The organism is Polynucleobacter sp. JS-JIR-II-b4, from assembly GCF_018687815.1.
Classification (GTDB): Bacteria; Pseudomonadota; Gammaproteobacteria; order Burkholderiales; family Burkholderiaceae; genus Polynucleobacter.
This window is the reverse complement of record NZ_CP061306.1, coordinates 1,743,434-1,769,369: the sequence shown is the minus strand read 5'-3', so window position 1 is coordinate 1,769,369 and position 25,936 is coordinate 1,743,434. Positions and strand designations below refer to the sequence as shown.

Annotated in this window: 22 protein-coding genes; 8 read left to right on the top strand and 14 right to left on the bottom strand. The window is 46.4% G+C overall.

Going from position 1 to position 25,936, the window contains the following annotated elements; genetic code table 11:
• Window position 1 precedes the first annotated feature (1 nt).
• Window positions 2–1,108 (top strand): L-threonylcarbamoyladenylate synthase, encoded by a 1,107-nt coding sequence (locus ICV90_RS08910; RefSeq protein WP_215358592.1) that lies wholly within the window; start codon window positions 2–4, stop codon window positions 1,106–1,108.
• Here ICV90_RS08910 and dacB read toward each other — a convergent pair.
• The 4 genes from dacB to ICV90_RS08890 are packed head-to-tail and all read right to left on the bottom strand — an operon-like array spanning window position 1,054 to window position 6,513.
• The gene (gene dacB, locus ICV90_RS08905) at window positions 1,054–2,583 is read right to left on the bottom strand and encodes a D-alanyl-D-alanine carboxypeptidase/D-alanyl-D-alanine-endopeptidase (protein WP_215358591.1); all 1,530 of its coding nucleotides are present in this window, start codon (window positions 2,581–2,583) and stop codon (window positions 1,054–1,056) included. The genes ICV90_RS08910 and dacB overlap by 55 nt on opposite strands.
• Window positions 2,584–2,614: 31 nt before the next feature.
• Window positions 2,615–5,041 (bottom strand): response regulator, encoded by a 2,427-nt coding sequence (locus ICV90_RS08900; RefSeq protein WP_215358590.1) that lies wholly within the window; start codon window positions 5,039–5,041, stop codon window positions 2,615–2,617.
• A gap of 6 nt (window positions 5,042–5,047) precedes the next feature.
• Window positions 5,048–5,671, bottom strand: a complete 624-nt coding sequence (locus tag ICV90_RS08895) for a response regulator transcription factor (protein WP_215358589.1) — start codon at window positions 5,669–5,671, stop codon at window positions 5,048–5,050.
• Entirely contained in the window at window positions 5,671–6,513 is an 843-nt protein-coding gene (locus tag ICV90_RS08890) for a diguanylate phosphodiesterase (protein ID WP_215358588.1), read from the bottom strand. The genes ICV90_RS08895 and ICV90_RS08890 overlap by 1 nt, the downstream gene beginning before the upstream one ends.
• Window positions 6,514–6,829: 316 nt before the next feature.
• On the opposite strand from ICV90_RS08890, the gene ICV90_RS08885 reads away from it, so the two are divergent.
• The 3 genes from ICV90_RS08885 to ICV90_RS08875 all read left to right on the top strand — a co-directional run bounded on the left by ICV90_RS08885 (window position 6,830) and on the right by ICV90_RS08875 (window position 9,654).
• The gene (locus ICV90_RS08885) at window positions 6,830–7,120 is read left to right on the top strand and encodes a co-chaperone GroES (RefSeq protein WP_072582790.1); all 291 of its coding nucleotides are present in this window, start codon (window positions 6,830–6,832) and stop codon (window positions 7,118–7,120) included.
• 28 nt (window positions 7,121–7,148) lie between these two features.
• Window positions 7,149–8,798, top strand: coding sequence for a chaperonin GroEL (gene groL, locus ICV90_RS08880; protein ID WP_072582791.1), 1,650 nt, complete (start codon window positions 7,149–7,151; stop codon window positions 8,796–8,798).
• A 121-nt stretch (window positions 8,799–8,919) separates the two neighbouring features.
• Window positions 8,920–9,654 (top strand): hypothetical protein, encoded by a 735-nt coding sequence (locus ICV90_RS08875; protein WP_215358587.1) that lies wholly within the window; start codon window positions 8,920–8,922, stop codon window positions 9,652–9,654.
• A 15-nt stretch (window positions 9,655–9,669) separates the two neighbouring features.
• Here the strand turns inward: ICV90_RS08875 and ICV90_RS08870 are convergent, their stop codons facing one another.
• The 4 genes from ICV90_RS08870 to ICV90_RS08855 all read right to left on the bottom strand — a co-directional run bounded on the left by ICV90_RS08870 (window position 9,670) and on the right by ICV90_RS08855 (window position 13,458).
• The gene (locus ICV90_RS08870) at window positions 9,670–10,461 is read right to left on the bottom strand and encodes a hypothetical protein (protein WP_215358586.1); all 792 of its coding nucleotides are present in this window, start codon (window positions 10,459–10,461) and stop codon (window positions 9,670–9,672) included.
• A 102-nt stretch (window positions 10,462–10,563) separates the two neighbouring features.
• The gene (locus tag ICV90_RS08865; RefSeq protein WP_215358585.1) at window positions 10,564–11,931 is read right to left on the bottom strand and encodes an NAD(P)(+) transhydrogenase (Re/Si-specific) subunit beta; all 1,368 of its coding nucleotides are present in this window, start codon (window positions 11,929–11,931) and stop codon (window positions 10,564–10,566) included.
• Window positions 11,932–11,964: 33 nt separating this feature from the next.
• Window positions 11,965–12,303, bottom strand: coding sequence for a proton-translocating transhydrogenase family protein (locus ICV90_RS08860; protein WP_011903634.1), 339 nt, complete (start codon window positions 12,301–12,303; stop codon window positions 11,965–11,967).
• 24 nt (window positions 12,304–12,327) lie between these two features.
• Window positions 12,328–13,458, bottom strand: coding sequence for a Re/Si-specific NAD(P)(+) transhydrogenase subunit alpha (locus ICV90_RS08855; RefSeq protein WP_215358584.1), 1,131 nt, complete (start codon window positions 13,456–13,458; stop codon window positions 12,328–12,330).
• Between the two features lie 177 nt (window positions 13,459–13,635).
• Here ICV90_RS08855 and mnmA point away from each other — a divergent pair, with 177 nt between their 5' ends.
• The gene (mnmA, locus tag ICV90_RS08850) at window positions 13,636–14,748 is read left to right on the top strand and encodes a tRNA 2-thiouridine(34) synthase MnmA (RefSeq protein WP_215358583.1); all 1,113 of its coding nucleotides are present in this window, start codon (window positions 13,636–13,638) and stop codon (window positions 14,746–14,748) included.
• Between the two features lie 74 nt (window positions 14,749–14,822).
• Here mnmA and ICV90_RS08845 read toward each other — a convergent pair whose 3' ends face one another.
• Window positions 14,823–15,437, bottom strand: a complete 615-nt coding sequence (locus tag ICV90_RS08845; RefSeq protein WP_072582908.1) for a glutathione S-transferase N-terminal domain-containing protein — start codon at window positions 15,435–15,437, stop codon at window positions 14,823–14,825.
• Window positions 15,438–15,532: 95 nt separating this feature from the next.
• Between ICV90_RS08845 and purB the strand changes: the two genes are divergently transcribed.
• Both purB and ICV90_RS08835 read left to right on the top strand, forming a co-directional pair.
• A complete protein-coding gene (purB, locus tag ICV90_RS08840) occupies window positions 15,533–16,912 on the top strand; it encodes an adenylosuccinate lyase (RefSeq protein WP_215358582.1) in 1,380 nt (459 codons plus the stop codon).
• Window positions 16,909–18,258 (top strand): 3-deoxy-D-manno-octulosonic acid transferase, encoded by a 1,350-nt coding sequence (locus tag ICV90_RS08835; RefSeq protein WP_215358581.1) that lies wholly within the window; start codon window positions 16,909–16,911, stop codon window positions 18,256–18,258. The genes purB and ICV90_RS08835 overlap by 4 nt, the downstream gene beginning before the upstream one ends.
• A 21-nt stretch (window positions 18,259–18,279) precedes the next feature.
• Here the strand turns inward: ICV90_RS08835 and secF are convergent, their stop codons facing one another.
• The 5 genes from secF to queA all read right to left on the bottom strand — a co-directional run bounded on the left by secF (window position 18,280) and on the right by queA (window position 23,817).
• Window positions 18,280–19,254 carry a protein translocase subunit SecF gene (secF, locus tag ICV90_RS08830; protein WP_215358580.1) on the bottom strand — a complete coding sequence of 325 codons (975 nt, stop codon included), beginning with the start codon at window positions 19,252–19,254 and terminating at the stop codon, window positions 18,280–18,282.
• Between the two features lie 3 nt (window positions 19,255–19,257).
• The gene (secD, locus tag ICV90_RS08825; protein WP_215358579.1) at window positions 19,258–21,117 is read right to left on the bottom strand and encodes a protein translocase subunit SecD; all 1,860 of its coding nucleotides are present in this window, start codon (window positions 21,115–21,117) and stop codon (window positions 19,258–19,260) included.
• A gap of 38 nt (window positions 21,118–21,155) precedes the next feature.
• Window positions 21,156–21,482 (bottom strand): preprotein translocase subunit YajC, encoded by a 327-nt coding sequence (gene yajC, locus ICV90_RS08820; RefSeq protein WP_215358578.1) that lies wholly within the window; start codon window positions 21,480–21,482, stop codon window positions 21,156–21,158.
• A gap of 134 nt (window positions 21,483–21,616) precedes the next feature.
• Window positions 21,617–22,774, bottom strand: coding sequence for a tRNA guanosine(34) transglycosylase Tgt (tgt, locus tag ICV90_RS08815; RefSeq protein ID WP_072582910.1), 1,158 nt, complete (start codon window positions 22,772–22,774; stop codon window positions 21,617–21,619).
• Complete coding sequence (gene queA / locus ICV90_RS08810) at window positions 22,771–23,817, bottom strand: tRNA preQ1(34) S-adenosylmethionine ribosyltransferase-isomerase QueA (RefSeq protein ID WP_215358577.1); 1,047 nt, start codon at window positions 23,815–23,817, stop codon at window positions 22,771–22,773. Before queA ends, tgt begins: the two co-directional genes overlap by 4 nt.
• 30 nt (window positions 23,818–23,847) lie before the next feature.
• On the opposite strand from queA, the gene recG reads away from it, so the two are divergent.
• Entirely contained in the window at window positions 23,848–25,935 is a 2,088-nt protein-coding gene (gene recG, locus ICV90_RS08805; RefSeq protein ID WP_215358576.1) for an ATP-dependent DNA helicase RecG, read from the top strand.
• The last annotated feature ends 1 nt before the right edge of the window (window position 25,936 follow it).

Genomic DNA, 25,936 nt, shown 5'->3' with positions numbered 1-25,936 from the left:
AATGTCCGCAGACAGTACCCACTTGCAATCTTCTGCAGTGATTAATGAGGCAGTACAAAGCTTGCGTGACGGTGGTTTGGTTGCATTCCCCACGGAGACCGTTTATGGCTTGGGCGCGGATGCTAAAAATCCTGAAGCGATTAAGAAAATCTTTACTGCTAAGGGTCGTCCATCAAATCACCCTCTCATTGTTCACTTAGCTGCGCCAGATAAGTTCGATCAAACTCAAATCGATTGGGTTGCGCTCTTGGCGTCGTGGGTAAGAGACTTGTCCGAGGAAGCCTTAAAACTCATTAATGCTTTTTGGCCAGGGCCATTAACCCTGGTCTTCAAGAAAGATAAAAGTGTTTTAAATGAACTGACTGGCGGCCAAGATACGGTAGCGATTCGGGCTCCTTCCCATCCTATTGCTCAAGAGTTGTTGCGTAAATTTAAAGGCGGAGTTGTAGCACCTTCAGCCAATCGCTTTGGTAAGGTATCGCCGACGAGTGCTGCTGACGTCCGTAATGAGTTCGAGGGTATGTTGGATTTAATGGTCCTAGATGGTGGAGATTGTGAAGTCGGTATCGAGTCAACCATCATTGATTTGTCATCTGGCGATAAGGCTGTACTGCTCAGACCCGGTGCAATCACTCCAAGTGAAATCTTTGCTAAGACAGGTGTGAAGGTTTATCAGCTTGGAGAAGTAAAAGGGAATGAAGCGGCCAATGAAGCAACGGCAGATCTACCAAGAGTATCTGGAAGTCTTAAAGCCCATTACGCACCAACTACGCCTTTGCGCCTATATGCCGCCGGTCGTGTCTTGGATGCCTTGACTGAATATCCAGATATTAAATCGCGCGTTGCTGTAGCGGTGTGGGATTCAGAATCCTCCTTAAGCGAAGATGGGCATCCTTCGGCCCACTTTGAAGAGGTTGAAGTGCCAAGCGATAGCGGTGCCTTTGCAAGTCGCCTATATCGTTCCTTACGAGATCTAGATCAGCAAGGTTGGGATTTAATTTTGTTCCCTGAGCCGCCAGCAGGTGAGGAGTGGGACGGCGTTAGAGATCGTCTTCAGCGCGCATGCTTTGGTTCTGGCCCATCTTCAAGTAGCCACGATAGCAACTGATCATGCGCCTCTAGACCTCTCCAAGCATTGGGGTGGTTGATGAATGAAGTTACCGCATACATCTTTCCAGATTTACTCATTACATAGCCTGAGATCGCTCGTACATCAGCAAGAGAGCCGGTTTTAATTCTGGCTTCGGGTTTTTTCTTCAGATGTAAAAACTTGCGCAGTTGAACCATCAAGCGATTGCGCATCGTGCCATCGGTACCAGCAATCGGTAGGCTGTTATAAAAAATATCACCCACGGGTAAATTGCGAGCAGTGAGCAAGAGTTGATTCATTTGACTGGCAGAGATTGCTTCGTTGCGAGATAGCCCAGAGCCATTTTCAATCACCAGCCCCTGAAAATCTAGACTATTTTGTTTGAGCCAGCTCTGAATGACTAACACACCATTGGCAGTTGTTGCTGGCTTACCCATTTTATCTAGAGCCATAGTCAAAAGAACTTGGCGAGCCATGACGTTATTGGAGTATTTGTTGATATCTACAACATCATCGGCAAGTTTGCTGCCTTCAAATTGCAATAGGAGTCGAGCGGCTAAAGGAACTGAGCCATCTTTGCCGATGGGAGCTTGTGCCCAGCTACCACCAGCTAATTCCCATGCAGCAGCAAATCCTTGCGTTAGAAAGGTATTGGCATCAAGTGCAACGACATTAAAGTTCACCCCCTTGCAGGAGCTTGGGAATGCGCCAGAGAACTGGGCAGTCAAAGGCTGATCGGTATTAGTGACACCTTCGGGATCTAAATTAAAGCGGATATTGCTTTTCCAGTTATCGCATGAGCGATCGACCAACTGCATTTGGTTAGATACCTTTAGCTGGGAGAGGGGAGGGGTGTAACTAATGTCAATAAAGTCCGCGGTGCGTGACTTGCCTAATTGAAACGACAAAGTTCTAAATGCATAGAGCAAAGGATCTGGCGGAACGTTGTATGCACGTAGAGCTTCGCCATCAATAGTGTTGTGCTCCATGACACTGGCTGCATAAGCACTGCGATCAAAGAACAGATTGCCATCAATCTTCTGGATACCTAGACCTTGAAGGTCCTTCATCATCTTGGCCAACTCTTCTGGAACAAGCTTGGGATCACCGGTTCCCTGCAAATATAGATTACCCTTCAGTATTCCCTGACGAATCACTCCATCTGTATAGACATTAGTGCGCCAACGATACTGTGGACCCAAGATATCTAAACCAGAAAGCGTTGTTAACAACTTCATCGTTGAAGCGGGGTTCATTGGATCGCCACCGCGCCAATCTAAAACTTTCTTGGCTACATTCTTTCCGGGGTGGCCAGGTTCGATCTCGATAACTGAAATGCTTACCGTATCAAGAGGTATTTGATTGCGCTCGAGGCTACTCGCTACGGATGGTGGAATTACTGGGGATGCAGTCTCGCCGGCAAAGGCTAAAGAACTAGCCGTCCAAAGGAGGATTGCGATAAAAGCGGATGGGCGAAGAGGAGAAAAACGCATCCCCCATAGGATAAACCCACCGCATCAAAGATTAAAGCTTTGCATATTGAGATTGATACCTAGTAATAATTAGATTTTGGTCCTCCAGTAATTGAATAAAGGTGGTAATTCGAGCATCTAAATTCTTCTCTTGCTCCAGAGCTTCGCATGCCCTAGTAAAGTTTTTGGCATGGAGGAGTTGAGCTCCCCCTTTGACTTTATGAACCATACTTCTGAAGGTAGCTTCATCTACTTCTTCGTTCTTTAGGGTGATAAGGGTCTCATCATGAACCTTTTTAATTTCTTCCAAGATCACCAGAATGTACTCTGGGCTGTTTCTGAGGAGATTTCCAAAGGCGACAAACGAATATTCCTCCTGATAGGTTGTGGGTGTTGAGGTACTGGTTGAATTTTCAACTTGGAAATAGCGAGAAAGCTCATTCTCTAAAGTCATGAGACTTAAAGGCTTGATTAAGACACCATTCATACCAGCCTCCAAGAATTGATGGCGTGAATCTAGGGCATAGATATCTGCGGTAATTCCGATGATGATGAGGTCTTGATTACCTATATTACGTATGTGCTTGGCAAGCTCTGAACCCTGCATGCCTGGGATAGATTGATCTGTTAACAGAAGATCAAAATGCTGTTGACTGATGAGATCCAGAGCTGTGGTGGCGTTATCGCAAACTGATACTTCAATGCCTAGCGCCTGAAGTTGAAGCGAGATAATTTGGCGGCTTGCTGGGTGATCTTCCACTACTAAGGCTTGCAATAGGCGCTCATTATTTTGAGCATGCTTGGAGACTAGCTTTCTGGATATATTGCTATGTTCAGGTCTTGAGGCTCTGGTTGCAGCAATGCTGGTACGTGGGAATGCAGCGCAAAAATGAATATTGCTACCAAAGCCAGGTGCGCTCTCAAAGTAAAGTTGGCTGTTCATGGAGGTAACTAAGTGGTTAGTAATGGTAAGGCCAAGACCAGTGCCATTCACTTGTTCGGTATTGCCCGGAATTTGCTCAAAAGCTTGCAGTGCTAGGGTAATTTCTTCTGTACCCATACCAACACCGGTATCAATGACTCTGAATTCAATTAGTTGTCCCGCATGATCATCTGCGAGCACGCTGATAGAGAAATAGATTTCACCATGATCGGTGAACTTAATGGCGTTACTAATCAGGTTCTGCAGTATTTGGCGTAAACGTAAAGAATCCAACAACAAGACTTCTGCAATGCGCGGATCTTTAGAGGTATGCAGCTTAAGATTCTGCCTATGGGCAACCGTTGAGAATGCCGAATCGATGTCATCAATCAAAGCATTGAGATTGCAGGGTTCAATATTGAGCGTGAGCTTGCCTGCTTCTATCTTGGAGAGATCTAAAACCTGGTTGAGGATTCCCAGAAGAGATTCTGCTGATGAGTGTGCGCTCTTCAGTAAAGTTTTTTCATTTGCAGGTAGGGAGCTGCTAAGCAATAACTCTTGCACGCCCAAAATGGCATTCATGGGCGTGCGAATTTCATGGCTCATGGTGGCCAGGAAGGCAGACTTTGCGGCGTTTGCATTTTCTGCCTGCTCTTTCGATGAAATAAGGTGTTTCGCTTCTTGTTTTTGAATTGTTTGTCTCTGATGCATACGCCAAAGTAAGGTAGAGCCTATCAGTAGGATTGCTAAAGTGGAGAGCCAAGGCAAATGGTTGGGTGGGGATGAGCGGCCTCTTTCAGAAATAGACACGTTGATGTTAAAAAGATCTCGTGAAGCGATTGGATCTAGATTATTAAGAAACTGCCCAAGTACTCCATGCAAAGCTTCATCTTGATTCGAGATAAGCCAGCGATATTCAAAGGGCTCTCTACTGTAAAGCCCGTCAATCTGTAACTTGTCTGCGTTTAACTTCTGAATGAGTTGTTGCGCAAGACGAAGCGGTAAGACAAGCGCTTCAATATCGTTTTTGAGTAGGTCGAATAGTAATTTTTCCGCATCGCCGGATACGCTGGCTTGGGGATGATTGGGTATTGGTGGGTTTTCAAAGCCACGGTCGAAGTAGGCGATATTAATTGGCTCAATCGGCGCATCATTTTTTGATCGTTTGGTCAGAATAGCGTCATGCCCCCAAAAGATTGCTTCTGATAAGGACCCAAATTTCAGATACTCGTCATCCAGGGTGGGCGGATCAATGATGAAATCCACCTCTCCATTGGCTAGTTGCTGAAGTCCCTCCCGATCGCTCTTACGCCACTTCGGTAAAAACTCTTGGTGGGTAAATTCACCAAGTTTTTTTAGAAAGCTATGGAAAACTCCAGATTCACCCTGTCCATTAACATCCAAGTAAGGCGCATATTTTTCATGAATACTAAAACGCACTACAGGATGAGCATCGATCCACCGTTGCTCTGCCGAGTTCAGTAAGTTCGCATAGCTATTGCTTAATATCCCATTCAATAGGATAAAAAGGGCAATACGGGTGATGGATCGATACATGCCGCTCTAGCTTTCGATGATGTTGTTCATGCGGCAGAACAAAATCAAGTCTGCAATATTGTTAATGCCCAGCTTGTCAAAGACTCTAGTCTTATAAGTGGCTACTGTCTTATTGCTGATATGCAGCATTTCAGAGATTTGTTGGTTTGAGTTCCCTTTGCCTAAATATTTCATGACCTGTAGCTCACGATCAGAAATCAGTGCGAGCTTATCGTTATCACTTAATGAGCTATTGCCATTCTTGCCATGAGTGAAAAAGTTATAGCCTTGGGATATGGCAACGCATGCAGCTAGGATGACATCCGCACCGGCAGTTTTGTTTACAAAGCCATGCCCACCAAGTGAGCGAACCCTGCCGCCATAGACTGCTTCATCCATACTCGATAGCACTAGCATCCTCACATCTGGGTACATCAACCCAATTCGGCGGATGACATCAAAGCCATCCGTCTTGGGCATATCTAGATCAAGGATCACCATATTAGGGTTCACCTCTTTCATAGACCTGAGGCACTCCTCGCCGTTCTGCGCTTGCCCTGCAATTTCAAATAACAACTGGTCCTGCAACATACTTTTAAGAGCCATCAGCATTGCTGGATGGTCATCTACCAACATCACGCGTTTTCTCATTACTTGTCTCCGTTTTGGTTTGGGTGTTGATGAGGGTGCAGCGAAAAAATGGCTTTAGCGATACGGCTATCATTAATCTGAAGCATCTGATGACGGCTAATAGGGGGCATCATGAGGCCGCCATATGCATGGTCGGCAATCAGAGTGGAGGCATTTTCTAAATCTTTTACCAACCCAATATTGCTGGCATAAATTTGTGTAGGTGAGTAGGGCGATTGCCTGAGTTGAGAAAGTGCATCACTAGCCAGCTCGCGCTCACGTATCTGGCTCATATCAATATGAACACCTTCTAATTGCATCTCCGTGATCCACTGCAACTCTTCAATGCTGCCGGTGAATTTTAGAAAATGTAGCAAGATGCCAAGCCGTCGTAAACGCAGCAATCCTTCTTTACAAGCATCGGCGATGTCTGGCTCAGGAATGGTTTGAATGCCAATACTGACTAAGCCCACTGGTAGGCGTGAGTTCAGAATGAGTTCACTCATGGCATCCACGTAGCCGCTTGAGGCTATGGCATGTGTTGGTATTGGCAAAACTCCAGGAATAAAGCGACCACTGCGATACCAATAGGCGATGGTGTCTAGCCCTTCCATAAAAAGGCGAAGCAATTGCAGGTCAGAAGCAGTTAGCAATGGTCTAAATAAAGATCCTGTCAGTTTGGTTCCCTTGCAGTTAAAAATGGGTTCATGACTAATCGCTTGTCGTTTGGACCAGGATTGGTGTTCTTCAAGGACTTGGCTACTCAGGCCAAGCCAGGGGTCGCCACAGGCGTCTCGTACTTCTTGGAAGGGTTTGTTCTTCCATGCCTTTACAAGCGTGTACAGCCGGGATTTCGGGCTCATCAGCATTCTCCAATCGGTGACTATCCAGTCTAGGCAGGACGGATTGGAGCGGTAAGGGCTTTAGGCTGATTTATCTGTAGGAATTGACCTACCAGCCTGTCCCTATTATAAAAATAGGCTAAATCCTTAAAGAATTTATGGTGATCCGCCCTTGAAATCCAGGGAATCAGACCTATATAATCAGCACTCCCTACATGCGAGTGCTAAAGAGGCGATTTATACCTAAATAACCCTTGGCTTCCGTGTGAAGAGATCATAAAGCATTGATTTATATAGTTTATTTAAATAGTTAACACTTACTAACATAGGAGAAGAGATGAATTTGCGTCCCTTACATGATCGCGTAATCATCAAGCGTTTAGATCAAGAATCAAAAACTGCTTCCGGAATCATCATTCCTGACGCTGCTGCAGAAAAGCCTGATCAAGGTGAAGTATTGGCAGTAGGACCAGGCAAGCGCGATGACAGCGGCAAATTAAACGCACCTGACGTCAAAGTAGGCGACCGTGTGTTGTTTGGCAAATATGCAGGTCAAACAGTCAAAGTTGACAGCGAAGAACTCATCGTGATGCGTGAAGACGACATCATGGCTGTTGTACAGAAGTAATTTCGGTATCTAAGAGAGGAATTTAATCATGGCAGCAAAAGACGTTGTATTTGGAGATAGCGCCCGTACCAAGATGGTCGAAGGCGTAAACATTCTTGCTAATGCAGTGAAAACAACTTTGGGACCAAAAGGTCGCAATGTGGTGATTGAGCGTTCATTCGGTGGACCAACTATCACTAAAGACGGTGTATCCGTAGCAAAAGAAATCGAACTCAAAGATAAGCTCCAGAACATGGGCGCGCAGATGGTTAAGGAAGTTGCTTCCAAAACTGCTGACATCGCTGGTGACGGTACAACTACCGCTACTGTATTGGCTCAGTCTATCGTTCGCGAAGGCATGAAGTATGTTGTTTCAGGCCACAACCCAATGGACTTGAAGCGCGGTATCGACAAAGCTGTTGCAGCTGCTATCCAAGAACTTGCAAAAATCAGCAAGCCTTGCACCACTACTAAAGAAATCGCTCAAGTAGGTTCTATTTCTGCAAACAGCGACCACAGTATTGGTCAGCGCATTGCAGAAGCAATGGAAAAAGTAGGTAAAGAAGGTGTTATTACTGTTGAAGATGGCAAGTCTTTGGAAGACGAGCTTGAAGTAGTTGAAGGTATGCAGTTTGACCGTGGTTACCTCTCTCCATACTTCATCAATCAACCAGAAAAACAAGTTGCCGTATTGGAAAGCCCATACGTTCTCTTGTTTGATAAGAAGATTGCCAACATCCGTGATTTGCTCCCAGTTCTTGAGCAAGTAGCGAAGTCTGGTCGTCCATTGTTGATCATTGCAGAAGATGTTGAAGGCGAAGCTTTGGCAACTTTAGTGGTGAACAACATCCGCGGCATCATCAAGACTTGCGCTGTTAAGGCTCCTGGTTTCGGTGACCGTCGTAAAGCCATGTTAGAAGACATCGCGATCTTGACTGGCGGCACAGTAATTGCTGAAGAAATCGGCCTCACACTCGAGAAAACAACTCTTGAGCACTTAGGTCAAGCAAAGCGTATCGAAGTAGGCAAAGAAAACACCATCATTATTGACGGTGCTGGCGATGCTAAAGCGATTGAAGCTCGCGTTAAGAACATTCGTGTTCAGATCGAAGAAGCGACTAGTGACTACGACAAAGAAAAATTGCAAGAGCGTGTAGCCAAGCTGGCTGGCGGTGTTGCAGTGATTCGTGTTGGTGCTGCTACTGAAGTAGAGATGAAAGAGAAGAAGGCTCGTGTTGACGACGCATTACACGCTACCCGTGCAGCTGTTGAAGAAGGCATTGTTCCTGGTGGTGGCGTAGCATTGATTCGTGCAATGCAAGGTATCAAGGGCTTGAAGGGCGATAACGCCGATCAAGACGCTGGTATCAGCATCGTATTGCGCGCTATGCAAGAGCCATTGCGTACGATCGTTAGCAACGCTGGTGAAGACGCTGGTGTGGTTGTTAATGCAGTACAAGCAAGTACAGGCAATAACGGCTACAACGCAGCTACTGGTGAATACGGCGACCTCGTTGCACAAGGTGTTATCGACCCAACTAAGGTAACAAAAACTGCATTAGTAAATGCTGCTTCTGTTGCTGGCTTGTTGTTGACAACCGATTGCGCGATCTCCGAAGCACCAAAAGATGAATCTGCTGGTGGTATGCCTGATATGGGCGGCATGGGTGGTATGGGTGGAATGGGTGGCATGATGTAATAGCCGTTACTTTCCTCAGCCATCTGGCTGTAGAAATAAGAGCGCCTGGTTCAAAAGACCAGGCGCTTTTTATTTATAGGAGTAAGCTGTACCCAACATTACCACTGGAACGGGCATCAAGATGACTGGTCGCAATCAAGCAACTCTCCTCATTTCAGCGGGTTTACTCTTACTGAGCTCCACCCTTCTTAGCGGGACTTCAATCGCTCAATCAGCTGACTCTCAGCCAGTATTTCAGAAAAGCGTCTCAAATCTACGTAATCAGCGTTATTGCGAAGTTCTGGTAGGCAAGCGAGCTTGGCTCAATTTGGAAGTAAAGGTATTTAATACACAAGGGCTTAATCTTTGCCCTGAAGCCCAGTGGAAGACTTTAACCAAAGAGCCTATTGAAAAGACTTTCGATGCCTCATTTGTTTTGTTAAATGGCCCTCGCTATTGGACTATGGATGAAATACAAGCGGCAGGAACTACTGTCAATGACGTAAAAGAATCTTTTGGTGGCATCGAGATGAATTTACGGGCAACTATCCAGTTGAGCTTGCTCAAGCAATTGATGGGTAGCAAACAATACACCCCCAATGAAATTACCCGTACTACTAATTTTATTTATCGAGTTGGTAGCGCTGTATATGAACTCACCTCTCCTGGAGGTGATGTTTATGTGATGCAGTCTTATTCACAAATCGTCAATCCTGCCCTCAATATGAAAGATCTCCCGGTATTGGGTGAGCAGTTGAAATTGCCTGCTGGCTGGACTTACCGAAGCCGGGTACTCGATCAAGATCTTTCTTTGGTAGCCAATGGTATTGCCTATGTACTGCAAGACAATTTATCCAATAGCTATCAAAGACGTTAGACCTTCATCAGCGGATTATTGAAATAGTTTTTGTGTTCGCAATAAGTCTGCGTTGAAAGATTCGTATGGGAATAGTTGATTTGGAAACTCTAGGGCAAAGATCACATAAAGCGCGAATCCCATCAATCCTAGGTAAAGGGCAGTTAAAAACCAATCCTCTTCATTCTTAACTGCCATGGCATAGCCGCTTAAAAGCGCACCAATCGATAGTAGGGCAAATAAGAAGCGGTCAAGAATTGGTGGGGGATGATGTCTAGCATTTAACATGCCATCACGTAAAACTTCCATGAGGCGATCAGTTTGAGGTCTTAATATTTTTTCCGCTAATTCTCTATTACCAATTGGTGCGCGAGGAATGCTCAACATCATTAATTCATTAAATTCATTTAACTTGTTGCCTAGACGAGCTATATTTGCATTCAGGTCAGTGAATGTATTGACCTCTTGATATAACTCAAGACGGTCTTCAAGAATTTCTTTAAGTGAGTTTCGTACTTCAACTTGATCTTTTAGGGAGAGGTACTTGCTAGATTGGTAGATTTGGGTAATGGCGTCCGCTTGGGCGCGCATGAGGCTGACGCGTTTATCAAAATGATCATTTGCACCCGAGAATGTAAAACCGAGAACCAATGCCGATAATCCAAAGATAGCGGTTGCCAAAGAATCTCGAACAATTACCTGATTTGAGGTACGTAGGCGGTATTTTCCGAAGAGCCAACCCATTAATAAGAATGTCAGGATAGAGACAAAAAATATTAAAGGCGCATATTTAACAAAATTGAGATGATTCCCAATGAAATTTGGCATGGCAAATTCTCGTAATGTGGTGCAGCTAAGTTAAGGAGTTTGTTTAGTGTAATAAAAAACCGCCCGAAGGCGGTTTTTTATTTGATGATTCTTGACTCAAGCTTATTCAACAGCCTTAACCATCTCTTCAACCACCTTCTTCGCATCACCGAAGACCATCATGGTCTTATCCATATAGAAGAGCTCGTTATCTAGGCCGGCATAACCAGCTGCCATAGAGCGCTTGTTCACGATGATAGTTTTGGCTTTAAATGCTTCCAAGATTGGCATACCAAAAATTGGGCTACCTGGAGTGCGTGCAGCTGGGTTAACCACGTCGTTAGCGCCAAGTACCAGCACTACGTCAGCCTGACCAAAGTCGCTGTTGATGTCTTCCATCTCAAATACTTGATCGTATGGAACTTCAGCTTCAGCCAACAGTACGTTCATATGACCAGGCATACGACCTGCTACTGGGTGAATCGCGTACTTCACCGTCACGCCATGATGAGTCAACTTTTCAGTCAATTCTTTGAGGGCATGTTGAGCGCGAGCCACTGCTAAGCCATATCCAGGAACAATGATCACGGTATCAGCATTTTCCATAAGGAAGGCAGCATCTTCTGGTGAACCTGTTTTGTAATTCTTAGGGCCGCCATCATCAGCACCGCCGGCAGCAGCTTCGGCGCCAAAGCCGCCGAGCAAAACAGCCAGAATGGAACGGTTCATCGCCTTACACATGATGTAAGACAGAATCGCACCAGATGAGCCTACGCAAGCACCCGCAATAATCAACACTGGGTTGTTTAAGGTGAAGCCAATGCCAGCCGCTGCCCAACCAGAATAACTGTTCAGCATTGATACAACCACTGGCATATCAGCGCCACCGATAGGGATGATCAATGTCACGCCCAATACCAAAGCAACTGCACACATTGCCAAGAAAGCTGCCTGGCTATCACCCATGTAATAAGCAATACCAGCACCAACCATTGAGACAGCCAAAATCAAATTCAGCAAATGTTGACCAGCGAAAGTAACTGGCTTACCACTGACTTTGCCGGATAACTTACCAAATGCAATGACAGATGCGGTAAAGGTGATGGCACCAATAAATGCGCCAATAAAGAGCTCAATCTTCTGCGCGCCAGTATGGTCATGCGCTGGATTAAATACAGCAGCAATCGCAATTAACACAGCTGACAAACCTACGAAGGAGTGCATCAAAGCAACCAACTCAGGCATCTTGGTCATTTGCACGCGTTTAGCGGCAATCGTTCCAATAATCGCGCCACCCACAATTGCAACACCAATCAATGAGATGACAGGTTTGAAATCAGGAATGAAGAAAGTGGTGACAACGGCTAACAACATACCAATCATGCCGAAGGTATTGCCTTGGCGTGAAGTAGTTGGTGAAGACAAGCCACGCAAAGCGAGGATGAACAACACCGATGAAATGAGATAAGAAATAGCGGTTATGTTTGACATAGTTTTGGTCTCTATATAGGTCTTGTTCTAGGTTTATTTGGTTCCAGCCGCATCAGCTTTGGGAGCTTTTTTCTTGAACATTTCAAGCATGCGACGGGTGACCATAAAGCCACCAAAAATATTGATAGACGCGAGGAATACCGCTACTGCACCAATAATGCTGGTGAGGGTGATTTCATCGCCACCGATAACTTCAGTTTGGAGCAATGCGCCAACAATGATGATGCCGGAGATGGCATTAGTCACCGCCATTAAAGGCGTATGCAATGCTGGCGTTACGTTCCAAACTACGTGATAGCCAACAAAGATGGCCAATACAAACACGGTAATGTTTTGAACGGTGAGGATGCTTTGAAAGGCAGCGAGATCCATAGTGTTTCCTTAGTATTTTTACTATTAGTTTTTGCGGATGGCTTGGCCATCACGACACATTAAGCAAGCAGTAACAATGTCATCATCACTTGGGATGACTAAATTGGCTTCTTTATCCACAATGAGTTTCATGAAATCGAGCAAGTTACGTGAGTACAGTGCAGAAGCATCTGCAGCAACCATGCTAGCTAAGTTGGTGTAGCCAACAATTTTCACGCCATTCACATCAACTACTTTGTCTGCTTGTGTTAACGGGCAGTTACCTGAACCGTTATCACCTTTGCCTGCAGCTAGGTCAATTACGATCGAGCCTGGCTTCATATTGGCAACAGTATCGCTATGCAAAAGAACAGGTGGCTTACGCCCCGGGATCAATGCAGTGGTAATTACGATGTCGGCTTGTTGAGCGCGCTCTGCAACCAAGGCTGCTTGACGCTTCATCCAAGCTTCAGGCATTGGGCGAGCATAGCCACCAACTCCTTGGGCGATCTCACGCTCTTCATCAGTTTCATAAGGAACGTCAACAAACTTGGCGCCCAATGATTCAATTTGTTCTTTAGCGGCTGGACGCACATCAGATGCTTCAATTACAGCGCCAAGGCGTTTTGCTGTAGCGATTGCTTGCAAGCCTGCAACACCAGCACCCAAGATCAATATGCGAGCTGCTTTCACAGTTCCTGCGGCAGTCATCAACATCGGCATGAAGCGTTGATACTCATTTGCGGCAACCAACACTGCTTTGTAACCAGCAATATTTGCCTGTGAAGATAAAACATCCATGCTTTGTGCACGAGTTGTGCGTGGTGCAGCCTCTAAAGAAAATGCGGTAACGCCTTGCGCAGCCATGGCTGCAATCATGTCGTTATCAAACGGATCGAGCATGCCCAAGAGCACAGCACCAGATTTAATTTGCTTGAGTTCAGCCGCTTCAGGCGCGCGTACTTTGAGCACAATCTCAGCACCTAATGCATCTGCAGCGCTACCAATGCTTGCGCCGACAGCTTCGAACGCAGAGTCAGGTTGACTGGCTTTTACTCCGGCGTCTTTTTGAATAACGACGGTATGACCTTGACCAATTAATTTTTTAACGGTTTCTGGTGTGGCGGCTACTCGAGTTTCCCCGGGCCTTGTTTCCAGTGGCACTCCTATGCGCATGGCATGTCTCCAAAAGCAAAAATTTATAAAAAATCTATTTTAGTTAAATAGGGCTAATTGCGCCTATTTACTTACCCCTAAGTCCTTTTGCTTGGTTTTTGCCCGAAATTCTGTGAAATCAGGCTAAGACTTCTACAATATGGTCTGTAAGCTTATATTGAATTCTCGCATTTTTTGATGATCCCGCTCAATTCTTCCTCAATCCCATCCTCCCAGCCCAAGAAAGTCGTTATTGGCATGTCTGGAGGGGTAGATTCGTCGGTGGCTGCCTGGATGCTCAAAGAGCAAGGCTTTGAAGTTATTGGCCTTTTTATGAAAAATTGGGAGGATGACGATAACGACGAGTACTGTTCTGCTCGTCAAGACTGGCTCGATGTGGTTTCAGTCGCCGATTTGATCGGAATAGACGTCGAAGCAGTCAATTTTGCTGCTGAATACCGTGAGCGCGTATTTGCTGATTTCTTGCGCGAGTACGCTGCAGGGCGAACACCCAATCCTGATGTTTTATGTAATGCCGAAATTAAGTTCAAAGCTTTCTTAGATCACGCCATGAGTTTGGGTGCGGATGCGATTGCAACAGGGCACTATGCGCGCGTGCGTCATGAAGGTGGCAGAGTACAGTTGTTGAAAGCTGTCGATGCCAGTAAGGACCAAAGTTATTTCTTACATCGCTTAACGCAGCAACAATTGGCAAACGTGATGTTCCCGCTTGGAGAAATTCCAAAAACGGAAGTCAGAAAAATTGCAGAGAAAATTGGTTTGCACAATGCTAAAAAGAAAGACTCCACCGGTATTTGCTTTATTGGTGAACGTCCTTTTAGAGAATTCTTAAATCGTTATTTACCGCGCGTACCTGGCCCGATAAAAACCCCAGAAGGTAAAACAGTTGGCGAGCATATGGGCTTAGCCTTCTTCACCTTAGGTCAGCGCAAAGGTATTGGTTTGGGTGGTAGTCAAGATGGCAATGGTGACGCTTGGTATGTGGCGCGCAAGGATATTCCTAATAACACCTTATATGTAGCCCAAGGCCACGAACACCCGTGGCTATTGGCTAATCAGCTTGCCGCAATGGACGCCAGTTGGGTTTCTGGTGCTTCACCAACACCCGGAAATTATTCTGCTAAGACTCGTTATCGACAAGCAGACTCTGCTTGTACTTTGAGTGCTGGTGCTGAAGCACTAAGCTTCGACTTAAGTTTTCCAGAAGCGCAGTGGGCTGTTACTCCAGGGCAATCTGCTGTCTTGTATGACGGAGATATTTGTTTGGGTGGCGGAATTATTTCTGCATAATTTTCATTAGCAAGTAGCGGATACAAAAATGCCAATCAGTTTTGATTGGCATTTTTAATTCAGCAGCAAGTGAATTAAGCAGCAGGTGGTTCGGTTTCAATAAAGGAAGGTCGCTGTAATAACTTTTGATACAGACGATCTAAATTTGGATATTGAGTTTGCCATTTCACTTCTGGAAAGCGAAATAATAAATATCCGATTGCGCAACCTACGGCGATATCTGCCAAAGTTAGTTGATTGCCATGACACCAGGCATTTCCACCCAGTTGCTCGGACATGTGACGCAGCGCCACATCAATTTTGCTCATTTGACGATCTACCCATGCCTGGCTTTGTTGTTCAGTTGGGCGCCATGTAAGTTCTAGACGAGCCAAAATACTCGCGTCGACAATTCCGTCTGCTAGTGCTTCCCAGGTTTTTACTGCGGCACGCTCACGGTTATCGGCAGGAATGAGCTTGCTTACTGGGCTGAGGCCGTCGGCATATTCGGCAATGACGCGGGAGTCGTAAATGGCCTCTCCATCGTCAGCCATAAGGCAAGGAACCTTCCCTAGGGGGTTGTTAAGGGCTATTTTGGTGTCTGCAGCCCATACATTCTCTAATTCGAGGTCAACATCGACCTTTTTCTCGTTAAAAACAATGCGTACTTTACGTACATAGGGGCTGGTAAGGGATCCGATAAGTTTCATGGGCTCAAGTATAGCGATCCTATTTGGGGTTTGCTGTATGCCAGAACGCATTAAAATCAGCTTTTATTGACATATTCAATGCAAAGGCAATATTCGTGAGTCAGCCGCTTTCAACCCTCAATGCCCTTTCCCCTCTAGATGGCCGTTATGCCGGAAAACTGGACGCCTTGCGCCCCTGGCTTTCCGAAGCCGCTTTTATGCGCCAGCGTGTTTTTGTGGAAATTCATTGGCTCTTGGCTTTGGCTGCTGCCGGCTTGCCTGATGTCCCAAAAATTAATGCTGCTGACGAAGCTTTTTTGCTTTCGCTCCCAGAAAACTTTTCTGATGCAGATGCTCAGCGCATCAAAGATATCGAAGCAGTAACGAATCACGACGTAAAAGCGGTTGAATACTTCTTAAAAGAAAAAGTTGCTGGACGACCAGATTTGTTGAAAGCAAGTGAATTTATTCACTTTGCCTGTACATCAGAAGATATCAACAATACTTCTCACGGTTTAATGTTGCGCGGTGCCCGCGATGAGGTGCTATTACCTCAACTCAGAAAAGTACTCTCAGTACTGACTGATCTTGCAATTGAGAACGCTAAAGTCCCTTTACTCTCTCGCACTCATGGCCAGCCAGCCTCACCAAGTACTTTGGGTAAAGAGATCGCTAATATTGCCAAGCGTTTAGAGCGTGCGATCGAGTCTATCGCTGCAGCCCCTTTACTTGGCAAGATGAATGGCGCAGTAGGTAACTACAACGCTCACATATCAGCCTATCCTGATTTTGATTGGGAAAATTTTTCCAAGAATGTGGTTGAAAAACGTCTAGGACTAACATTCAATCCCTACACCATTCAAATTGAGCCGCACGACGGCATGGCTCAGCTGTTTGATGCGATTGCTCGCGCTAATACGATTCTTTTGGATATGGATCGCGACTTCTGGGCTTACATCTCTGTTGGTTACTTTAAGCAGCGTACTAAAGCGGGTGAGATTGGTTCATCTACGATGCCGCATAAAGTGAACCCGATTGATTTTGAAAACTCTGAAGGTAACTTGGGTGTTGCCAATGCATTGCTGCGTCATCTTGCAGAAAAATTACCAATCTCTCGTTGGCAGCGTGACTTGACTGACTCTACTGTCTTGCGCAATCTAGGCCCTGCATTTGGCCATAGCGTATTGGCTTATGACAGCGCCTTGCGCGGCCTTGGTAAGTTAGAGGTAAATCATGCTGCAATCGCTGCTGATTTAGACGCATGTTGGGAAGTATTGGCTGAGCCGGTACAAACTGTGATGCGCCGTTACGGCATCGAGAATCCCTATGAGCAGTTAAAAGAATTGACTCGTGGCAAAGGGATTAATCAAGCAGATCTGCAAACCTTTATTCGTGGTTTGAAGATTCCTGAGGATGCAAAAGTACGCTTGTTGGAGATGACACCATCTTCTTACCTAGGTAAGGCGGTCGAATTGACCGAACGTCTCAAAAAGTGAGTTTGACTACCAATTCAGAATACGGGGCACGCCCCCGGATCTGGTTTGCTGCTTATCAATTGCTATGGCATCTCTTACTGCCATTAGCATTTATACGTCTGGCTTGGCGTGCACGTCACGCCTTCTCCTATCTTCATCACATTCCTGAGCGATTGGGCTTTGGCTACAGCAAGCCCATTACTCGGGGCTCTATTTGGATTCATGCGGTATCAGTAGGTGAGACGCGTGCTGCTCAACCATTGATTGAGGCTTATTTAGCTAAGGGCGAATCTATTTTGCTCACCCACATGACTTTGAATGGCCGCCGTACTGGCAAGCAGTTATTTGCTAAAGAGATTGCTGCTGGGCAAATTCGTCAAGTTTATTTACCTTACGACCTCTGCTGGTCTGTAGAGCATTTCTTGAAGACATTTAAGCCAAAGTTTGGCCTCTTCATGGAAACCGAGGCGTGGCCGACTGTGGTCTTTCGTTGCAAAGAAATTGGCTTACCCCTATTTCTAGTAAATGCCCGCCTTTCCGAGAGAAGTGCCCGACGTGTTAATCGATTTGGTCAAGCGGGGCGCGCATTATTTCAAGCTTTTGCGGGAATCCTGGCGCAGACTGAGTTTGATGCTGGGCGTTACCGTAGCCTAGGCGTTAAAAATATTGTTATTACCGGCAATCTGAAATTTGATGTTCCACTCGATCCGAAATTGCTTGCTGAGGGTAAAGAATGGCAGAGGGAACTACACGCAGGAAATCGCTTGATGGTATGTGCCGCGAGCACGCGCGATGGAGAAGAAGCCATCATTCTGAGGGCCTGGAAAGATTTGCTCTTAAGCAATGCATTTGCAACTCCTCCATTACTTTGTTTGGTCCCGCGCCATCCCGAGCGCTTCACAGAAGTAGCAGATCAAATTAACAATGCTAGTTTCAAGTTTCGCCGTCGTAGCGAGTGGCCTGGTACTCCGAGTGAGTGCGCTGCATTGGATGTTGTTTTGGGCGACTCCATGGGTGAGATGCCGATGTATTACAGCGCTTCTGACTTAGTGCTAATGGGTGGAAGCTTGCTGCCCTTTGGAGGTCAAAACTTGATTGAGGCGTGTGCAGCCGGCTGCCCTGTTCTATTGGGTGAGCACACCTATAACTTTCAACAGGCTGCCTTAGATGCGATTGATAGTGGCGCAGCTAAACGCATTCATGGCGAATTGCTTTTAACGGAGCCAATAGCCTTAATGGAGGCCTTGAAAGAATTGCTTCTGAATACTGCTGAGTTGGCGAAGACGGGTGCCGCTGCTCAGGCTTATTCAACTGAACACCAAGGTGCAACTAACAGAATCTTAGCTGCCCTTGATCAACAAAACTGATGCTGAACTAAAAAGACTGAGTTAGACCCGCGCTCCGTAGTTCGGATCATCTTTGCGGGCATCATCATCTGGCTTTTTATCGCCCTTCACTAAATCTTCGCGTGTAACACCAAGCCACATGGCCAATGCTGCAGCAACGAAGACTGAAGAGTAGATACCAAACAAAATACCAATGGTCAGTGCTAGTGCAAAGTAGAAGAGTGTTGGGCCTCCAAAGACTAACATTGCCAGGACCATCATCTCAGTACTGCCGTGAGTGATTACGGTACGGCTGATAGTGCTTGTAATTGCGTTATCAATGATTTCACGGGTATTCATCTTGCGGTATTTGCGGAAGTTCTCGCGAATACGGTCAAATATCACGACGGATTCGTTTACTGAATAGCCCAGAACCGCAAGAACGGCTGCCAATACTGAGAGGGAGAACTCCCATTGGAAGAAGGCGAAGAAGCCCAAGATGATGACAACGTCATGTAAGTTCGCAATGATGCCGGCAAGCGCAAACTTCCACTCAAAGCGGAAAGATAGATACACCACGATGCCAATGATTACAAAGATGAGTGCTTTTAAGCCGTCAATAGCCAACTCTTGACCCACCTGTGGGCCAACAAACTCAACGCGTTGCAATTTCACGCCAGTCGTTGCTGGTTCAAGCGCTTGCATCACTGCCGTGCTCTGATCAGCAGAAGAAATCAATTTGCCTTCAGCATCTTTTTGTAATGGCAGGCGAATCATCACATCGCGTGAGCTACCAAAGTTCTGAATTTGGGTATCTGCATAACCCAACTTCTCAACCTTGGTACGAATAGAGTCCAACGGCGCAGTTTGTGGATAGCTGACTTCCATCACCGTTCCACCAGTAAATTCGATGGAGAGGTGCAGGCCGTTATGCCAGAGGAAAAAGACTGCAGCTAAAAAAGTAATTAAAGAAATCGCATTGAGCACCAATGCATGGCGCATAAAGGGAATATCTTTTTTGATCCGGAAAAATTCCATGGCTTATTTCTCCTGTGGACGCCAAACCTGGCCGATAGCAAGTTTTTGAATCTTCTTATGTCTGCCGTACCAGAGGTTAACAAGGCCACGTGAGAAGAAGACGGCCGAGAACATTGAAGTCAGAATACCTAAGCAGTGAACCACTGCGAAGCCTTTGATAGGGCCTGAGCCAAAAGCTAACAAGGCTAGACCGGCAATCAAAGTCGTTACGTTAGAGTCCAGAATCGTTGCCCAAGCTTTATCGAAGCCGACAGAAATGGCTGTTTGTGGTGAAGCTCCGTTACGCAATTCTTCACGAATACGCTCGTTAATCAACACGTTCGAGTCAATCGCCATACCCAAAGCTAAGGCCATCGCTGCGATGCCTGGCAAGGTGAGGGTGGCTTGCAACATCGATAGCACTGAGATCAGCAAGAGCAAGTTCACTGCCAAAGCAACAACAGAGAAAGTGCCAAATAGTAAGTAGTAGGCCATCATAAAAATTGCGATCGCAGTAAAGCCGATTAAGAGTGACTTAAAGCCCTTCTCAATATTTTCTGCGCCAAGACTTGGTCCAATAGTGCGTTCTTCAATGATTTCCATTGGCGCTGCTAATGATCCAGCGCGCAAGAGCAGGGCTAAATCATTAGCGCTCTCGGTAGTTGGCTGACCAGTGATCTGGAACTTGGAGCCAAACTCACTTTGAATAGTGGCGATAGTGAGTACCTCACCTTTACCTTTTTCAAACAAGATCATGCCCATCGGCTTGCCGATATTTTCGCGAGTCACTTCTTGCATGACGCGCCCACCAGCTGCATCTAGGGAGATATTTACTGCGGGACGTTGGTTTTGGTCAAAGCCAGCGCTAGCATCGGTAATGCGATCACCACTGAAGATCACTGATTTTTTAAATACCCCCAAACGATTTTCACCAAAGCGGAATGTATCCATGCCCGGAGGAGGAGTTTCGCCCAAGCCGATGGTAGATACCAAGGGATCAGCTAAGCGAGACTCGAGTGTTGCTGTGCGACCAATAATGTCTTTGGCACGAGCGGTATCTTGTACACCGGGTAACTGCACCACAATGCGCTCAGCACCTTGTTGTTGGATCACTGGCTCTTTAACCGCCAATTCGTTCACACGCTTATTCAGGGTGATGATGTTTTGCTTAACGGCGTTATCTTGAATTTCTTTTAAAGCAGTCGGCTTAAATTCACCCACTAATTTAGGTAAAGAGCCATTGGATTTGATTAACCAAATGAGCTCAGGTTGCCCCGTTGTCAGTACTGCGCGCGCTTTATCAGCATCTTCGACATTGGCGAAATTGATTGATATGAAATCAGCGCCACGCTCGATACCTTGATGACGAATGCTCTTGTCACGCAATTGACTGCGAATATCGCCTGCCAAGGAAGTCACTTTTTTCTGGACTGCCCCCTTCATATCTACTTGCAAGAGGAAATAGACGCCACCACGCAAATCAAGGCCTAGTGGCATTGGTAATGCGTTGATTGCACTTAACCAGCCCGGTGTATTAGATAGCAGGTTTAAGGCAACGGTGTAGTTGGGATCATTTTGATCAACATTTAATTTCTGCTGCAATAGATCGCGCGCGCGCAACTGAATGTCAGTGTTATTGAATCGAACTTTGATGGAGCCTACATTGCCAGCGACTTCGAAGAAGAGACCGGTGTTATTAATGTTAGCTTCTGCAAGAATCTTTTCGACACGAGCCTGCGTTGCCAAATCAACCTTGATGGTTGGCTTGGCAGACGAGACTTGAACCGCTGGTGCCTCACCATAGAAATTGGGTAATGAATATAGTCCACCGATCAGTAATGCAACGGCAATGACTAGATATTTCCAGAGAGGGTAGCGATTCATATTGAGATACTTTTAATCAAACAAATTAAGCGGATGCATTAAGCAGACTTCAGTGTGCCTTTTGGTAATACTGTAGTGACAGCACCTTTTTGCATGTGCACTTCAGTGCCAGCAGAAATTTCAACGGTAACCACTTGGTCTTTCAATGCTGTTACTTTGCCCATGATGCCGCCAACAGTAACAACCTCATCACCAACGCCTAATGACTCGAGCATTGCCTTAGTTTCTTTTTGACGCTTCATTTGTGGGCGAATCATGATGAAGTACAAAACTGCAAACATCAAAATCAAAGGGAGAAAGCTCATCAAGCCATTGGAATCTGCGCCCGCTGCAGGAGCTTGGGCAAAAGCGTTACTAATCCACATACAAAACCTCCGTTAATTACCAATTAAAAACTGCGATATTTTTCGACCTTTAAACCGATGGCCGTAACCCGCAATTCTAAACTGTGTGGGGCTTTGGAGGTGATTTGCAGGGGGTTTTGCCCCCTGTAGGGCTATTAGTCCTGTCCAGGCTCAACACCACGCTGGCGATTACTATGAAATTCCTCACGATAGGCGCTAAAGCGGTCTTTACTCAGAGCCTCGCGGACTTCAGTCATCAGCTGGAGGTAGTAGGACAGGTTATGGATGGTGTTTAGCTGAGACCCTAGGATCTCATTCGCCTTTTGGAGGTGATTTAAGTAGGATCTGGTGAAGTTTTGGCAGGTATAGCAGGCACAGGTAGGGTCTACCGGTCGATCATCGTCCTTGTACCCAGAATTACGGAGCTTGAGGTCGCCAAAGCGGGTAAAAAGCCAGCCATTGCGGGCGTTACGGGTTGGCATCACGCAATCGAACATATCAATACCTAGGCTAACGCCCAATATCAGATCTTCTGGAGTGCCAACACCCATTAAATAATGAGGCATATGTTCTGGCAATTTGGGCGCAGTGAAATTCAGAATCCGCTCAAACTCGGGTTTAGGCTCTCCAACTGATAAGCCGCCAATAGCAATCCCATCAAAACCTTGCTGGCTTACGGCATCTAAAGAAAATTCACGCAGATTCTCGAACATGCCGCCTTGAACAATGCCAAAGAGTCCGTTGCCTGTATTCAGTTCACGGAAACGCTTGAGAGAGCGATCGCCCCAGCGCAAAGACATCTCTAGTGATGCACGCGCTGTTTTTTCAGAGGTAGGTTGACCTTTGATTTCATAAGGAGTGCATTCATCAAACTGCATCGCGATATCGCTATTGAGCACCGCCTGAATTTCCATTGACACTTCTGGAGACATAAATAATTTGTCGCCATTAATTGGAGATGCAAAGGTCACGCCCTCTTCAGAGATCTTGCGCAGCGCGCCCAAACTAAATACCTGAAAGCCGCCAGAGTCAGTGAGGATCGGTTTGTCCCAACCCATAAAACGATGCAAGCCACCATGTTTTTTAATGACATCTAACCCTGGTCTTAACCAGAGATGAAACGTGTTGCCCAAAATAATTTGTGCCTTGGCTTCATTCAAATCACGCGGTGTCATTGCCTTGACAGTGCCATACGTTCCCACGGGCATGAAGATTGGTGTTTGCACGCTGCCATGTGGAAGGTCAAGCTGACCAAGACGAGCTGGGCTTTGCGAGTCGCGCGCCAGGATATTGAAGTGAACGGGTTTGGTCATAACTTTGGATTCTCGAGTCGACAAAGAAACATCGCATCTCCATAGCTGAAGAAACGATACTTCTGATGAATGGCATGTTGATAAGCGGCGCGAATGTTTTCCATTCCCGCAAAAGCACTGACCAACATTAATAAGGTAGATTTTGGCAGATGAAAGTTGGTTAACAAACAATCTACGGTTTTAAATTGGTAGCCTGGGGTAATAAAGAGATTGGTCTCGCCCCTACTTTGCCCGCTAGCAGCCTGGCTCTCTAGTGCGCGCAGACTAGTAGTGCCTACCGCAACAACTCTGCCACCATTTTTCTTGGTAGCCTCAATAGCTTCTAATGTCTCATTTGGAATGGAGAACCATTCGTAGTGCATCTTATGTTTTGAAAGATCTTCTTCGCGCACGGGCGTAAATGTTCCTGCACCGACATGAAGTGTGACGGTTGCGTGACTTACACCAGCATCCCTTAGCTTTTGCAAAATTGCTTCATCAAAATGTAGGCCTGCTGTTGGGGCGGCTACCGCCCCTGGATTTTTGGCGACGACTGTTTGATAACGTTGCGCATCTTCACCGTCCGGTTGATGCTCAATATAGGGGGGCAATGGGAGCTCACCAAAACGCTCCAGCAAAGAAAACACATTCTCCGGAAAGCGCACCTCGTAAAAACGTCCATCATACCCAATCATCTCTACAGGAAAGGTTTCGCCAGCCTGATTGTGAATATGAACAGTGGTTCCAGTCTTAGGTACCTTGGACGCTCTAATTTGTACCCAAGCCTGCTTTTCACCGCTAATGCGTTCAATGAGCAGCTCCACATTCCCGCCAGTCTCCTTTTTGCCGTGTAAGCGCGCAGGAATAACCTTGGTGTCATTAAAGACTAATAAGTCCCCGGGCTGAACAATGCGCAGAATGTCCTTAAACTGTCGATCTACCAATTGGACGTGATTTGGCCCATCAGCCTTGACCTCTAAGAGGCGGCTATCGGTTCTATTCGCCAAGGGATGTTGGGCGATTAGTTCGGGTGGGAGTTCGTAATTAAAGTCGGAGAGTTGCATAGCATTACCATCAGGTATTAGATTTTAACGATGACTACTAAACAAGCGCCAAGCACACTCCAAAAGATGGGTTTAGACAGCCCTATGGCCCTTGCTTTGCACTTGCCATCCCGTTATGAGGATGAGACCGAGCTACTCACGATCGAGGAGGCCATACATCAGGGTCGATTTAACTCAGCCCAGACCCAGGGTGTAGTTATTCGCAATCAGGTCTTATTTAGGCCCAGAAGGCAGATGGTGGTGACCATCGAGGATGAAACTGAAACCTTAAATCTGCGTTTCCTGAACTTCTACCCTAGCCAGCAAAAACAAATGGCTGTTGGGGCCAATATTCGAGTCCGCGGTGAAGTGCGTGAAGGTTTTCAGGGTCCAGAGATGGTGCACCCTACGGTGAGAGCTGTCGCTCCAGATGCACCTCTACCTGCTAGTTTGACTCCAGTTTATCCAGCAAGTGTTGGAGTCTCGCAAACGATTATTCGTAAAGCAGTGTCACAAGCCTTACGTGACCCAAGCCTGCAAGATAGTCTGGCTGAGTTCTTGCCCAAAGAACTGATGGCAGAGTTACTGCCTAGTCATGATTGGCCAAACTTGCAAGCGGCGATTACCTATTTGCATCAACCGCCTGCCGATGCCAATACTCAGGCATTGCTAGAGCGTACTCATCCTGCTTGGCGTCGAGTGCAGTTTGAGGAACTTCTTGCTCAGCAAATTTCGTTAAAGCGTGCGCATGCGATTCGTCGGGAGCGGCATGCACCTAGTTTTGTAAAAAATAAAGATGAGAGTAAGGGCAAGAAAGAGCGGCAAAGCTTTGAAGCGGGCTTGCTGAAAGTATTGCCTTTTAAATTAACTAATGCTCAAGATCGTGTTTGGTCTGAAATGAGTCATGACCTTTCTCAATCATTCCCGATGAATCGCCTTTTACAAGGAGACGTGGGTAGCGGCAAGACCGTAGTGGCTGCTTTAGCTGCGGCGCGGGTGATGGATCATGGTTATCAAGCCGCCATCATGGCGCCTACGGAGATCTTGGCTGAGCAGCACTACCTCAAAATGAAAGAATGGTTTGAACCTTTGGGGGTAAAAATCGCTTGGCTGTCGGGGAGTCTGAAAGCCAAAGAAAAACGATTGGCGCAAGCAGTGATCGAGAATGGGCAAGCCCAACTTATTATTGGTACGCATGCTCTTATTCAAGAAAATGTGAGCTTTGCCAAACTTGGCCTCGCAGTGATTGATGAGCAACATCGCTTTGGAGTGAGGCAGCGTTTAGAGATTCAGCAACGGGTTGGCTCAGAATTGTTTTACTGCCATCAGTTGATGATGTCAGCGACACCAATACCACGCACTTTAGCGATGACCTACTATGCGGACTTAGATGTCTCTGTCATTGATGAATTACCTCCTGGCCGAAAACCGATTGCTACCAAGGTAGTTAAGGCCAGTCGCCGTGATGAGGTCATTGGTGGTTTGCAAAGTTGGCTGTCTAAGGGGTTGCAAGCGTACTGGGTTTGCCCTCTCATTGAAGAGTCTGAAGTGCTGCAATTGCAAACAGCAGTTGAGAGCTTCGAGCAACTGACGCAGGCTTTACCTGACTTTAAGGTTGGCTTGGTACACGGCAGATTAAAAGCAGAAGAAAAAGCGGCAGTCATGGCTGCCTTCAAGGCAAATGAGATTCAGCTTTTAGTGGCTACTACGGTAATTGAGGTTGGGGTAGACGTACCCAATGCGGCGTTAATGGTGATTGAGCATGCTGAGCGTTTTGGTTATGCTCAGATTCATCAATTACGCGGGCGCGTGGGTAGGGGGTCTGCGGATTCGGTTTGTATTTTGATGTATGCCGAACCACTTTCAATGGCGGCCAAAGAGCGCCTACAAACTTTACGTGAGACCTCGGATGGTTTTGTGATTGCCGAGCGAGATTTATCTCTGCGTGGTCCGGGTGAATTATTGGGTGCAAAGCAATCAGGGGATGCGATGTTGCGCTTTGTTGATTTGCAACGCGACGCCTGGTTAATTGACTTGGCTCAACAGGCGGCTGAGCGCTTACTCGCTGAGCATGCAGATCTGGTAGAGCGTCATTTAGAGCGCTGGCTCGGATCTCGAGCAGAATTTCTGAAGGCTTGAT

Coding starts and splice junctions, on each gene's coding strand:
- ICV90_RS08890 (WP_215358588.1), bottom strand. CDS start 6,513: ATGAGCCCGAAATCCCGGCTGTACACGCTTGTAAAGGCATGGAAGAAC.
- ICV90_RS08870 (WP_215358586.1), bottom strand. CDS start 10,461: ATGCCAAATTTCATTGGGAATCATCTCAATTTTGTTAAATATGCGCCT.
- queA (WP_215358577.1), bottom strand. CDS start 23,817: ATGCAACTCTCCGACTTTAATTACGAACTCCCACCCGAACTAATCGCC.
- ICV90_RS08865 (WP_215358585.1), bottom strand. CDS start 11,931: ATGTCAAACATAACCGCTATTTCTTATCTCATTTCATCGGTGTTGTTC.
- ICV90_RS08900 (WP_215358590.1), bottom strand. CDS start 5,041: ATGTATCGATCCATCACCCGTATTGCCCTTTTTATCCTATTGAATGGG.
- ICV90_RS08860 (WP_011903634.1), bottom strand. CDS start 12,303: ATGGATCTCGCTGCCTTTCAAAGCATCCTCACCGTTCAAAACATTACC.
- ICV90_RS08910 (WP_215358592.1), top strand. CDS start 2: ATGTCCGCAGACAGTACCCACTTGCAATCTTCTGCAGTGATTAATGAG.
- ICV90_RS08845 (WP_072582908.1), bottom strand. CDS start 15,437: ATGAAACTTATCGGATCCCTTACCAGCCCCTATGTACGTAAAGTACGC.
- ICV90_RS08885 (WP_072582790.1), top strand. CDS start 6,830: ATGAATTTGCGTCCCTTACATGATCGCGTAATCATCAAGCGTTTAGAT.
- recG (WP_215358576.1), top strand. CDS start 23,848: ATGACTACTAAACAAGCGCCAAGCACACTCCAAAAGATGGGTTTAGAC.
- mnmA (WP_215358583.1), top strand. CDS start 13,636: ATGATCCCGCTCAATTCTTCCTCAATCCCATCCTCCCAGCCCAAGAAA.
- tgt (WP_072582910.1), bottom strand. CDS start 22,774: ATGACCAAACCCGTTCACTTCAATATCCTGGCGCGCGACTCGCAAAGC.
- ICV90_RS08875 (WP_215358587.1), top strand. CDS start 8,920: ATGACTGGTCGCAATCAAGCAACTCTCCTCATTTCAGCGGGTTTACTC.
- yajC (WP_215358578.1), bottom strand. CDS start 21,482: ATGTGGATTAGTAACGCTTTTGCCCAAGCTCCTGCAGCGGGCGCAGAT.
- secF (WP_215358580.1), bottom strand. CDS start 19,254: ATGGAATTTTTCCGGATCAAAAAAGATATTCCCTTTATGCGCCATGCA.
- ICV90_RS08855 (WP_215358584.1), bottom strand. CDS start 13,458: ATGCGCATAGGAGTGCCACTGGAAACAAGGCCCGGGGAAACTCGAGTA.
- dacB (WP_215358591.1), bottom strand. CDS start 2,583: ATGCGTTTTTCTCCTCTTCGCCCATCCGCTTTTATCGCAATCCTCCTT.
- secD (WP_215358579.1), bottom strand. CDS start 21,117: ATGAATCGCTACCCTCTCTGGAAATATCTAGTCATTGCCGTTGCATTA.
- ICV90_RS08895 (WP_215358589.1), bottom strand. CDS start 5,671: ATGAGAAAACGCGTGATGTTGGTAGATGACCATCCAGCAATGCTGATG.
- groL (WP_072582791.1), top strand. CDS start 7,149: ATGGCAGCAAAAGACGTTGTATTTGGAGATAGCGCCCGTACCAAGATG.